This is a genomic window from Halalkalibaculum sp. DA384, assembly GCF_043951955.1.
Classification (GTDB): Bacteria; Bacteroidota; Rhodothermia; order Balneolales; family Balneolaceae; genus JAMQKA01.
The window spans coordinates 1-12,576 of the sequence record NZ_JBINJE010000027.1; the positions used below are offsets into that span (position 1 = coordinate 1).

Sequence of the window (12,576 nt, forward strand, 5' to 3'; positions counted from 1 at the left end):
ACATTTGCCGCCAAAACATTCGCGTTCATCCTCATCCTCGGGACCGCCGCCGCGTGCGGATCCGTCACCGATGCCACCCTTGACGGGCCCGACCGCCCGGCCACCGTCGAGCAGCCCGTCGAGCCCACCCCTGAGACCTTCGGCAACGGCGACGACATGGAACCAATCCTCGACAAACCCGATTAATCACCCGTTCAACTTTTTTTCAACACCATTTTTTAACCACACAAAATTTACCAGCCATGAAGACCATCAAAACATTTGCCGCCAAAACATTCGCGTTCATCCTCATCCTCGGGACCGCCGCCGGTATCACACAAATCCAACTATGCTGTTGGTAGATACAAGGCATAAGGGGTTATTTAACATCTACGTCTGGTCATTTTATATTAGAAAACAACTATTCCAAATGTTAAGTATCTTGCGCCACTCGCAGCGGTGGCGCAATAGTACTTAATTTTAATTCAACTTTCCCCATGGTATCCCTGATACTTGTATTTGCTGTATTACTGGGATTTCAGCCAACTGACACACCTACCAATTCTTTGCCAAATCAGGCGAAGGAACAGGCGGCTATTTATTTGGAAGGAATAAAAACCCATGAAGAATTGAATATCAACTTATGGGCGCTGGCGGAGTTATGCCAAAATAAAGGGCAGGAGGAGTTGATAAATTACATCAAATCTGAAGCGAATCGAACTAAATATTTTAGGGACCTGAATGGAGTTCTTTGTGAAGAACAACCTAAATACCGCCTCTTGGAAAAACTAGCGCTCTCCTATGGGCATCCGGACTTCTTAATTGCTGCTATGCTTCAGAAAAGTGACTCTACGTCAAGGGAAACACTTTATAGCAGGTACCGAACTATGCACAAACTCTCTGAAAGAGAGGGGCTTAACTACGAGAAACTTATTACCCACATCATTAATAACAGCTCGATAGATTCTTCCACTCTCCCTGTAGAGCAATTCCACTTTGTCCATTTTTTATTGCTTTTCAACACCGAGGCCCTGGACAATCAAGTGATAACTGATGACTATCTCAAAAAGCTTGCCAATCATTGGTATCAACAAAATCTAAATTTCAACCCCCACTCCCTTAAAAGCTCCCTTTATCTTGTTACACTGTTCCGAGTTTTATACTTGACCAATGACTATTCAAAAATTCATACTATTTACTCGGACTTAACCCGTGAAAAGCTCTTTCCTTTATCAAATGACAGGCTGCGGGTATTTCGTAATTTGGATTTTGCCATGTACCAGATTGGACGTTACGATCTAAGTCTGGAAGTATCGCGTAATCACTCCCTTCCACTGGCCAATTTTTTGAATTCCCAAAAAGAACTTCTTTCTATTATGCAAACTCAGGGAGTGTACCTGTACCAGATAGGGAAAATTCAACAGGCCCAGGATATTTTTCAGGAAGTCTTGAAAAGGGCTACCGAAGAAAACATCCCTGTAAATAAAACGAGCTTATATCACAACCTGAGTATCACCCACTTTAAAAGTGGCAATTTCGACAAATATCTCGAGATCCAGTTTCAGGCACTAGAGCTCGCTCAAAAAGAACAAAACTATGAACATCAATTCAAAATATTACAGAACCTCCACATTTTTTATCGCAGAAATGGAGATATAAGTTCATCTCTAAGATATATTAATGAGGCACTAAAACTATCCAAAAGGCATGGTAATATTGAAGATCTGGGATCCATCTTTGTGTCGCTCGGGGTTTTCTACCGGGATTTAAAATCGAATCCGGACTCTGCCGCCACCTATTTTCAAAAAGCAGATTCGGTCATAAACAGGCAACAGAACTTTAACCTCTATTTTAAGCTTTTAACCGAAAAAGCGAGACTGTATGAAACACAAAATAAGTTTCAGCAGGCACTAAATATCTACCGGAGTACCAAACAGACTGTTAGATCGCAAAAAAATACTCAAACGTATCTTCATGCCCTTGTCGATGAAGCCAGAATACTGCTGAAGCTGGACAAAATTTCTGAAGTAGGAGAAGTCATAGCCATACTCAACAACTCAGACCTCTCACTGCTCGATTTTGCACAGATTGTAAAAGCAAAAACGCTCGAAGCGAACTATTTAATCACCACCGGCGAGCCGAACAGCGCCTATGAAATATTGAAACCGACCATTCGGCAGGTGGTAGAGCGGGCACAGAGCAGCACGGATCTGCAGTCGGGGTTTTGGAGTATTGAGCAGGAGTATCTGGATGCTTTTAAACTGTTTGTCGATCTGCTTATTGAAACGGACCGTCCTGGTGAAGCGGCCCTGGCACTGGACCAGTTGAAAACGATCAACGATGCCGCCTTTTACCAGGATCCCATGGTTAAAGCCCAACAACTCAATGAGTCCGAATTGACGCAGTACCGGCAGCTTGCCAACAACCTGGATCAACTGCGAAAACAGAAACTGAGCGCCTCCTCCAGGGAGCGCGTGCAGATTCAAAATAAAATTGACCGCTTGAATGCACAAAAGCGGGCCCTCGATCGAAAAATCACGCAATATGCCGACAAGCCGACCATAAATATGCACCAGGTTCAGCGGCAGCTCTCCTCCAACGACCTGATCCTGCATATCACCGAACTCAAGGAGACCTACTATCTGGCCAGCATCACAAAACGAAACATTGATTTCCACAAGGTTGATCTGGATGAACAGACCCGGGCCCTTTTTGACCAGTCGATCCAAGCGCTTTCGACCGGAGAAACGGACCTGAACAAGCTGTACCGACTCGGGAAAAAGCTGAATATTTCGGAACTGGCCTCATCCATAGAAAATGTCATCCTGATACCCGACAGCTACCTCTTTCAGCTTCCGATGGATATTCTTCCCCTGACTCCCCCGTCATCACATTACAGTTACGGGGAACCCACATATTTCATTGAACAATATCGCACTGAATACCTGACCTCCCTCAATGAATTTGTACATGGAGCGCAGCCCGATAAATCATTCAACTGGGACTACGTGGGATTCGGAATAAGCGAATTCAACAATGCGGGATCAGAACTGATGCCCCTGCCCTACGCACGCCGCGAGATTCTCCAGATATCCCGGGAGCTGACCAACCTGGAGGACCACAGAACGATCCTGGAGGAGCAGTCTACCGAAGAGGCCTTCCGGGCAGCCGCACCCAAAGCGCGCATTCTTCACCTGGCAACGCACAGTACAGTCTCGGAGCAGGACCCGCTTTTTTCGCGCATTTACATGAGCAGTCCCGCCGGTCAAACGGAAACGGAACAGTTTAACAGCCAAATTTTTGCCTATGAACTTTTTGAGATGAACCTCACCAATGACCTTATTATGCTGAACTCCTGTGAATCCGGTTCAGGTTCCTACCTGCAAGGGTCCGGCATTGTGGGTATTAGTCGCGCGCTTCGGTACGCCGGGGCGGAGAGTCTCGTACTGAACCTCTGGTCAGTCAATGACATGATGGCTTCCGATTTTGCCACCCGGTTTTACAGGGCGTTGAACGATGGGGACTCCAAATCGGAAGCACTGAGAAAAGCCAAAGTGTATTTCCTGAAACAAAAGAATGCCAACCCCCATTACTGGGGGCCCTACATGCTTATTGGCAGCAGCCAGGCGGTAGTGAAGCCAATGCAGAGCTCAAACATCTATGTGGCCTCCGGTTTTATGCTCTACCTGATTGTTATGGTCAGTTTGTCATATATGGCACAACAGCAAAACATACCAACCGGAAATAAACGGGAATAACCTCCATAAAAAAGCCCGGCAGCAAATCTGTTACCGGGCCTTTTCCAATATGTTTGTACGTGTATCTTATATGATCAAGAATACTGCTATTCGGTCGCCAGTGCACTCAGATAATGCTTGGCCACGCGGCGGTATGCGCCATTCAGTTCATACGCGTTCTGAATTGCTTGCCGGGCTTTGTCCAGCTGGTTGAGCTGAAAATACGCGTTACCCAGGTACCAGTAGCCCTTTTCGCGGGTTAGTGCATCAACGGCCTGCTTTTCAACAACGTGCTGAAAATTTCGGATCGCCTGATCGTAGCTGCCATCGTTATAATAAAGAGACCCAATATTCAGATGCAGTTTCGCGGACCATGCGGGATCATCTGCCGATTCCAATTCCTGTTCCAGCATCTGTATTGCATCTGCCGTATTCCCCCTGTTGGCCAGGGCCAGCGCATCCTTCAATACGCCCTGCTCAGAATTGGGCTCCATTACGCCATCTTCAGACCGGTAGTAGTCCAGCTCTATGCTTGTGATCGGTTCTACAGTTTCCGCGGACTGGAATTCCGGCATATTGATAACGGCCAAGACGCTTACCAGCAGTACAACCACGGCTGCTGCAGCATACGACCACGCCCTGTCCATGCCAAGGATGGTGGCAGCACCTTCCCGTTCAGATTCAATCACGGCCTTGGTATTGGCTACCGTTTTAAGGTAATCAAGCTGATCACCATTCTGTATTAGTTCTGCCCATAACTCGTCAATCTCATCAGAAGAAAGCTGACCATTTACATACTGATCAATTTTCTCTTCAAGATCTCTATTTTTATGACTCTCAATCATCTGCCTTGCTGTTAAAGTTTACCATTAGCTTTTAAATAAAATAACAAACTCTCGTTTCAATACTTTAATATTAAAGATATTTAATATTAAGATTGAAATGCCAGAAGAAAAAATATATGCTCTTTGAGATTAAATACTATAGCAAATTTATTTAAGGCTATAGACAATCAAGCTCTTATCTAGATGAATATCTTTTTTCTCCCATTTCCAACTATAAGAGTACCTACCCCGCAAAGTGTTACAAAAAAATCTTTGATCTCCCCTCATTTATTCCCACTATGGAAGCTTCTGGTCAGCAATCCCGTACCTTTCAGATTGAAACATTTCTGGAGAGCATGCCAAGGACGCGTGATACCTGCCGAATATACAATCTCCCCGCCCCGGTAACCCGATATTATCACTCCGGTGGTAAATATTTGTTAACTATTGTATCCCTTATCAATATTTTTATTTCTTTACAACAGCAGACTTTAAAAATCTGGGCTCCGCCAGTACAACCGTCTGAATGGAAGGGTTTGTCTCTCAGCAGGGGGATATGAATCCCGCGAACTGCAGCAGGATAAACTCGCGACATGGTAAATCCTCGCATATAGTCAACTAAACCATTTTTAGCCTATGAAGCCTCTTGGAGTTTGGTTTTTAACAGCAGTGCTCTCCTTATGTATCTATTGTTCCAAAGCAGACCAGGCTTCGGTCACGGGTACGCTGGACTATGTCGGATCATCCGAAATTTATATTGAAAAGCCTCCCCTCCACTACAAGTATGCACCCAAAAAGATCTTTCCCGTAACTCCGGACGAGGATGGAACATTCGGCACCTCCATTCCTGCCGATTCCACGGAGATCGCTTTTTTCGTAATTGATGACACCCGATACCCGGTGGTGGTGCAGCCGGGCCAACAGGTGCATTTGACGATACGGCGCGCCTGGTTTCCCGACTCCGTAACCGTGGAAGGTTATCCCAGGGAATGGGACGAAATGTACAGCCAGTATCGATCTGAGGATACTAAAATCATGAACTCTATTGAAGAAGAGCTGCCCGCCTTCCGAAATGGAGAACAAACCGATGTCATTGAGCTCTATAAAAACAGAATATCGGTAGCTAAACGACACCTGGGCGATACTCCCCTCGAAATTTACTACCATAAAACCATCGGGGAATACCTGGTTAAAAGTCTGGAGTCGATCACCCACCGGTGGGGCCAGCCCGGTCTCAATCCCCGGCAACATCGCAAAGAGGTGATGGAAAAGGCTGAAAAACTTAATTTTTTCAGCTACAAGGTATTAAAAAATCAACGGGCGGGAATCAGGGACTTTACCAACGCCTATGCAAATACATTTGGAGTCGAGGAACGCCTGGAGGAGAAGTATGGACAGGACCTGATGCAGTATGACGTAAAGCGGCTCGGGTATGAAACAATGGACTCTGCCCGGACCTCGGTTCTCAAGCATATCGATGGACGAAGGGCAAAAGCGTACGCCAGGATGCACCTCATAGCGGAACGGATCGGGGAGATCTCTCCCGAAGTGGCTGAACCCAGCTACAACCAGTTCCTGCAGGAATACCAGGATTTCCCTGCATACGTGTCGTTCCTCACGGAGTTCTATAACCAGGTAAAAAGCGTCTCCCCTGGTCAGCCGGCCGTTCCCTTCGCCCTGCCCAGCCAGGAAGGCAACATTATAGAACTGGAAGATTTCAAAGGAAGATACCTGTTGCTGGATTTCTGGGCCGCCTGGTGCATCCCGTGCCTGGATGAGTTCCCCCACATGCGGGAACTCTATCAAAAATATTCGCGTGATGATTTTGAAATTGTGGCGATCTCCATTGAAGAAGACAGCCTCACCTGGCGGCGGGCCCTGCAACGGTTTCAGAATCCCTGGGTTCAGCTTTACGGAGGTAATGGATTTGAGCAAGAGACTTTTAAAAAATACCGCGGTGGTGGCATCCCGTTCTATATACTCGTGGACCGGGAGGGAAATATTGAACGATACAATGATGTCCGTCCCTCTTTTAATCTCGAACAGGTACTGGACAGCCTGATTACGAGGGAGGACGAAACCTGAGACTCTTTTGCTACGGGAGGAAACCCTGAAATCACAATCGATAAATACCTGCTGATGAGAATACTTTTTGGAATGTTGCTGGTTATATCGTTTTCTGCTTCCGGCTGCGCCCAGCCCGCAGGCGAAGTCTCCCTCGAGAACAAAATCGGGCAGATGCTGATGGTTGGATTCCGCGGAACCGAAATCGATGCCGGAAACCCGATTGTCGAAGACATCCGCGACCGTAACATTGGGGGTGTCATCCTCTTTGATTACGACGTCCCCTCCCAGCACCCCCTGCGCAATATTCAGTCAGCCGACCAGGTGAAAAGACTGACCGAGCAGCTCCAACATTTGGCCTCGACTCCCCTCTTTATCGGTATTGACCAGGAAGGCGGACAAGTGATCCGCCTGAAGCCCAGGTTCGGGTTCCCCCAAACAGTATCGGCTCACTATTTGGGTACGGTTAACAACCCAGATACCACCCAACTCCATGCAACCCAACAGGCCCGGCTGCTGGATCAGCTGGGGTTCAACGTCAATTTTGCACCGGTTGTAGACCTGAACACCAATCCCGAAAATCCCGTCATCGGCAAGCTCGATCGCAGCTACTCTGCCGACCCTGAAGTCGTGACAACGCACGCACGCATTGTCGCAAGAGAGCACCTCAAGGCTGGCGTCATTCCGGTACTAAAACATTTTCCGGGGCACGGCAGCGCCTGGAACGATTCCCACAAAGGGATCGCGGATGTCACGGAGACCTGGCAACAAGTGGAGCTCGAGCCGTATGCGAACCTGATCGCCAGCGACTCCATACCGGCGGTAATGACTGCTCATGTATTTAATGCCAAACTCGACTCCACCTACCCGGCCACTCTTTCCAGCCCGGTACTTGACGAGCTGCTGAGAGATCGCCTCAGTTTCGAGGGATTGATCTTCTCCGATGACATGCAGATGCAGGCGATACGTTCTCAATACGGACTTGAAACCGCTTTGAAACAGGCCATCAACGCCGGTGTAGATATCTTGGTGTTTGCCAACAATTCCGTTTTTGAGGAAGATATTGCCGAACGGGCAATCTCTGTCATCAGTCGCATGGTGGAACGGGGAGAAATTTCCAGGACAACTATTGAAGACTCGTACAAACGGATTATGAGAATAAAAAGCACCTTTGAGTGATAAAAAACTCAATATACAACATGGTGCACTGATCTGTACCCATATTCTTTTTGCGATCTTCAGTTGAATTTATCAGACACTCAGCAAGGATGCAGATGGGCTGACTTGGCTTTTTACCCCTTCGGGTTTTACGAATTTGAAATCCTCTTTTATGAGATATAAACTACTATTTTGATTTTTTTCAAAGATTGATCCTCAACAAGAATCTGTTTATTGAAGGCTCTCTTTGGTTTTAGGCAAAAAGACAGGATATAAAATTATTCAGGTATGGCGAATCTTCCCGGCGTAAAAGAATATACGATTCAATGGTATATAACCCGGTTTTCCGATGCGCGGGACCGGGCCATTTCATTTTGTCAGCCGATAAGCGAGCCGCTCTTTATACAGCGGCCGGCTGAAGACCGATGGAGCATCGCCGAGTGTTACAGCCACCTTAATGAATTCGGGGAGATATATTTGGAAAATATTCGCGACGGGCTGGCTACCGCGCCGACCTCTTCCGTAGAAAATGAAGAGCGGCCTTTTCCGCCCCGGCTGCTCTGGAAAGGGGTTATCAAACTGTTCGCCCCACCATACCGGCTGAAGATGAAAACCGTAAAACCTTTCTCTCCGGCATCCAAAGCGCGACTAAAAAAACAACCGGTACTGGATCGTTTTGTACACCTGCAGGATGCCTTTATCGATGAGCTGACAACTGCCTGGGTCAACTCGGTAGACCTAAACAAAATCAAAGTCTCCAATCCCCTTCTCAAATTTGTCCGAATGACCCTTTCGGAGAGTTTTGCCGTGGCCGAGGTTCACCAACGCCGTCACATCTGGCAGGCACAACAGGTTTGGAAACAGCTTACATAGCTTACTTTAGTAACTCTTTACGACAGCCAGAGGTATTCCTTTTCGTGTGATCAAAAACGAACCCTAACCAAACCAGCTCTCACTGGAGATGAGCTCTTCCTGTTGCAAGGTCCGAACAGCGTAGGAGTATCCCGGCTGAATCGCGTATCCACCATAGGCGCCTTTCTTGTTTAACGCAAGAAATCCGACCTGTCCATCCATTCCCCCCCCGTGGTTATTGACAATCCGTTCTACGGCCTGACGGCAGGCGTCTGTGGGCGACGCTCCATGCCGCATCAGCTCTACCACAAGGTGACTCCCGGCAACCCTGATCACCTCTTCCCCTACCCCGGTGGCCGCGGCAGCCCCTATATCGTTGTCAGCAAACAGACCCGCGCCGATCAGGGGCGAATCTCCCACGCGGCCGTGCATCTTCATGCCGATTCCGCTGGTCGTGCACGCCCCTGAAAGATTTCCCTGCCGGTCCAGTGCCAGTATCCCGATCGTGTCGTGATTCATATATTGATCCCAGCTTGTCACCGGGTACTCCGGATTCTTTTTCCAGTTTAACCATACCTGGCGGGCTTCTTCGGTGAGCAAATTTTCCTTTTTAAAACCGTTGTCGAGGGCAAACTGCTGCGCACCCTCACCGACCATCATGACGTGTGGTGAATTTTCCAGTACTTTCCGTGCCACCGAAACAGCGTGCTTGATATCCTGCAAAAACGCCACCGATCCGCATCGCGATTCATGGTTCATGATACAGGCATCCAGAGTTACCTTCCCGGTACGGTCCGGATAGCCCCCATATCCCACGGAGCGATCTCCCGGATCGGCCTCCGGTACCCTTGCCCCCGCCTCTACTGCATCCAGGGCCGGCCCGCCTCCAGAAAGGATCTCCCACGCGGCACTGTTCGCCTTGCGGTTGTCCCAGGTTGAGATTACAACCGGTCCCTCAGCTTCAGCTTGTCCAGAGAATGAAAACTTTCTTCCCGCAGGCAATAATGCGCCCAGCAGGGATGTCTTTAAAAAAATTTCGCGATCCATATGACAATTTCTCCTGTTATCGGTTTTCTTGGTTGTACTTGTCGTAGGGAAAAAGAAACAGCCCGTACGGTTCATGCCCCTTTTTATCCGCCGACTGGTGATGACGCTGGTGCGCGTGACGAATTAAGCGCATGATCTTGTTGTCACTTTTAAAGGGCATAAATCGTTTGTGAGCAAACAGGTCGTGAATGATAAAATACAGGACCCCGTACACTGCAATGCCGGTTCCGATGGCAAAGGCGACCGAACCCAGCGGATCTCCCGCCCCCCAGAACATCAATCCCACCGATACCAATGCAAAGAAGAGCGAAAACAGGTCGTTCAACTCAAACCAGCCGTGCGTGGGTGTGTGATGCGACTCGTGAATATTCCAGAGGAACCCGTGAAACAGGTACCGGTGTACAAGGTAGGATATGATCTCCATCCCGCAAAAACCCAACAGTAGCAATCCGGCAAATCCCAGAATCTCGTTCATGATATCTTTTTCCTGTTATTAATCTTGGATCAATATGTTAACCCTGGCTGAGTAGAACGCCGATGTTAAAACATGTGCAACTAATTATAAAGAACGGGCGTTGTAAAACCAACTACCGCTGGAGGAAGATCAAATACAGCGCTATGTTGAGCGAAACCAGTTTAAAAGCGGGCAGATCTACTTCAGTAATTAAACGTGTGATCAGGGGAATGAGACAACCTCCCAGAAAACTTACTCCTATTCCACTACCTTCGGATTTAATTACCTGCAAAAATTGTTTGCGGAAATGGATGATAAAAAAGACAGAGTTACGTTTCCAGAAGACGAGCAGACATGTTGAATGTTTAAATACCCCTTAGCCCGATGAATAAAACCGATCCCGGAAAATTTGAATTCAAGTACAGGATATCTGAAGCTGCAGTAGAGCAGTACGAGAAAGAGGGAAAAAACTTTACTCTTAAGCAGGTGAGCCGTCAGGCAGATTGCACAGTGGCCGACATTCTTGAATATTTTCCTGGTAAAAAAGCGATCCTTCAATTTTACTACACGGGCCTGCTTGTCCGCTACCGGCTGATGTTGGAGGATATCGAGGGATTTGACGATTACCTGCTGGCTGAAAAACTATCAAATTTTGTATATACCTCATTTGATCTTTTGGATGAACACAAGTCGTTTGTCCGGGAAACGTTTACCCCGTTGATATTCTGTTCCTATTCCGGTACCGGGTTCGAACAGCAAACACGGGAACTGCTGGAGCGTTTTTTTTCCGGTGATCCCCGGATATCGTCGAGCAGTGCCCTGCTGATGAACCGTTACTTTTACCAGGTGCTTTACCGGAAATATACGGTGCTGATCCGCTTCTGGCTTAAAGATACCAGTGAAGAGCAGGAGGTAAGCATGGAGCTAACCGATAAATACACTGCATTCCTGCAGGAGCTTATGTACAGCGCGGCCGTCGACAAAGGATTTGACCTGGCTAAGTTCCTGTTTTCCAATGCTGTTTTCAGCAGCGGATTCCAATCGATTAAAAACCTGTTCCCAGAAATTGAAATACGAGACTAATGAGTGACGATTTTCCCTCTTCAAAATTTGAGCGCGGAAAAATATTTGCCAAAACCGGGTTAAAGCTGGGCACCAACTATGCCAGGCGCCATCTGAAGAAAGCCGCCGGCCGGAAAGAAAGCCGTGAAGAAAGCAGCCGGTTCCATACCGAAAACGCCCGTCAGGTATTTAATGAATTCAGCAAGCTTCGCGGTACGGCCCTCAAGATTGCGCAGTCGCTGAGCATGGACCAGGGCCTGTTGCCGGAAGAGTTTACAGAAGTGATGGGAGAAGCCCAGTACAGCGTCCCACCCATCAACAAAGCGCTGGCGCGATCGATTATCAAAAAACAGCTTGGCGCCTATCCCGAGCAGCTGTTCCGGTTTTTCAACCCGGAGGCGCTGGCAGCGGCCTCTATCGGGCAGGTGCACAAGGCAACACTCAGGGATGGGCGACCCGTAGCGGTGAAGATTCAATACCCGAATGTGCGGGAGACCATCCAGTCGGACCTGGGGATGGCCAAGCTCTTAATTAAACGGTTTGTTAAAAACGGGGCCGACCTCGACGATTATTTTGAGGAAGTACAGTCCACCCTTATGGAAGAGACCGATTACATTCATGAAGGAGAACAGATCGAAGCCTTCCACAGGCGGTTCTCGGGCGACCGGTACATCACGCCGAGATGGATCAGGGAGTATTCCACACAAAAGGTGCTGACGATGACATTTATTGAAGGTAAACACCTCAAGGAGTTTCTCGACACCTCGCCATCCCAGGAGAAACGCGACCATTTTGGCCAGCTGTTGTGGGACTTTTTCCACGACCAGGTGGTGCAGCGCGATACGGTTCATGCCGATACGCATCCCGGCAACTTCTTTTTTACGGATGACGACCAGCTGGGGATTATCGATTTTGGGTGCGTAAAGAAATTTCCCATCGATTTCTCAAATAAATACCTGCGGCTGCTGCCGATCCACATGGCGGACGATATCGACAAAATTCGTGACCTCTTCCTCGAACTCGACATCATCAGGGAAAACCCGGACAACCCCCGGAAAGAGGAACAGTTTTTCCAGTTCTGCATGAATTACGGGCGGGCGTTCGCAGAGCCCTACAAAACCGACGAATTCGATTTCGGGGATCAAGAGTTCCGGGAGCGCATCAACCGTTTTGCCAAGGAACCTCCCATCATGAACGAACCACGCGGCTCAAAACACTTTATCTATAGCACGCGCGTACATCTGGGGCTTTACAATCTGCTCATGAAACTGGGGGCCCGGGTCAACACCCGGAAAAGCCGCGAAAAGGCTCTTGCCGTCCTGGAAGAAATGACAGCCTGAACACGGTTACCGGGTATACACATGTTCAGAGCTTATCAGTTGTTGCAAGGACCTTTGCA

General features: G+C 48.1%; 10 protein-coding genes. 7 read left to right on the top strand and 3 right to left on the bottom strand.

The window, feature by feature from the left end:
* Together ACG2E4_RS13975 and ACG2E4_RS13980 are read left to right on the top strand one after the other, a co-directional pair.
* Positions 1-186: hypothetical protein (locus ACG2E4_RS13975; RefSeq protein WP_395276926.1), on the top strand; the 186-nt coding region annotated here is incomplete at its 5' end.
* 1,169 nt (positions 187-1,355) lie between these two features.
* Positions 1,356-3,737, top strand: a complete 2,382-nt coding sequence (locus tag ACG2E4_RS13980; RefSeq protein ID WP_395276927.1) for a CHAT domain-containing protein — start codon at positions 1,356-1,358, stop codon at positions 3,735-3,737.
* An 86-nt stretch (positions 3,738-3,823) separates the two neighbouring features.
* On the opposite strand, the gene ACG2E4_RS13985 is transcribed toward ACG2E4_RS13980, so the two are convergent.
* Entirely contained in the window at positions 3,824-4,561 is a 738-nt protein-coding gene (locus ACG2E4_RS13985; RefSeq protein WP_395276928.1) for a tetratricopeptide repeat protein, read from the bottom strand.
* 615 nt (positions 4,562-5,176) lie between these two features.
* On the opposite strand from ACG2E4_RS13985, the gene ACG2E4_RS13990 reads away from it, so the two are divergent.
* The 3 genes from ACG2E4_RS13990 to ACG2E4_RS14000 all read left to right on the top strand — a co-directional run bounded on the left by ACG2E4_RS13990 (position 5,177) and on the right by ACG2E4_RS14000 (position 8,635).
* A complete protein-coding gene (locus ACG2E4_RS13990; RefSeq protein WP_395261607.1) occupies positions 5,177-6,625 on the top strand; it encodes a TlpA family protein disulfide reductase in 1,449 nt (482 codons plus the stop codon).
* Between the two features lie 54 nt (positions 6,626-6,679).
* The gene (locus ACG2E4_RS13995) at positions 6,680-7,783 is read left to right on the top strand and encodes a glycoside hydrolase family 3 protein (protein ID WP_395276929.1); all 1,104 of its coding nucleotides are present in this window, start codon (positions 6,680-6,682) and stop codon (positions 7,781-7,783) included.
* 267 nt (positions 7,784-8,050) lie between these two features.
* Positions 8,051-8,635 carry a DinB family protein gene (locus tag ACG2E4_RS14000; RefSeq protein WP_395276930.1) on the top strand — a complete coding sequence of 195 codons (585 nt, stop codon included), beginning with the start codon at positions 8,051-8,053 and terminating at the stop codon, positions 8,633-8,635.
* A gap of 63 nt (positions 8,636-8,698) precedes the next feature.
* Here the strand turns inward: ACG2E4_RS14000 and ACG2E4_RS14005 are convergent, their stop codons facing one another.
* Both ACG2E4_RS14005 and ACG2E4_RS14010 read right to left on the bottom strand, forming a co-directional pair.
* Positions 8,699-9,661: a N(4)-(beta-N-acetylglucosaminyl)-L-asparaginase gene (locus ACG2E4_RS14005; protein WP_395276931.1), complete on the bottom strand. Its 963-nt coding sequence runs from the start codon at positions 9,659-9,661 to the stop codon at positions 8,699-8,701.
* A gap of 16 nt (positions 9,662-9,677) precedes the next feature.
* On the bottom strand, positions 9,678-10,136 hold the full coding sequence (locus ACG2E4_RS14010; protein ID WP_395276932.1) for a sterol desaturase family protein: 459 nt from the start codon (positions 10,134-10,136) through the stop codon (positions 9,678-9,680).
* A gap of 363 nt (positions 10,137-10,499) precedes the next feature.
* On the opposite strand from ACG2E4_RS14010, the gene ACG2E4_RS14015 reads away from it, so the two are divergent.
* Both ACG2E4_RS14015 and ACG2E4_RS14020 read left to right on the top strand, forming a co-directional pair.
* On the top strand, positions 10,500-11,198 hold the full coding sequence (locus ACG2E4_RS14015) for a hypothetical protein (protein WP_395276933.1): 699 nt from the start codon (positions 10,500-10,502) through the stop codon (positions 11,196-11,198).
* Positions 11,198-12,517: an ABC1 kinase family protein gene (locus ACG2E4_RS14020; RefSeq protein ID WP_395276934.1), complete on the top strand. Its 1,320-nt coding sequence runs from the start codon at positions 11,198-11,200 to the stop codon at positions 12,515-12,517. Before ACG2E4_RS14015 ends, ACG2E4_RS14020 begins: the two co-directional genes overlap by 1 nt.
* Positions 12,518-12,576 lie beyond the last annotated feature (59 nt).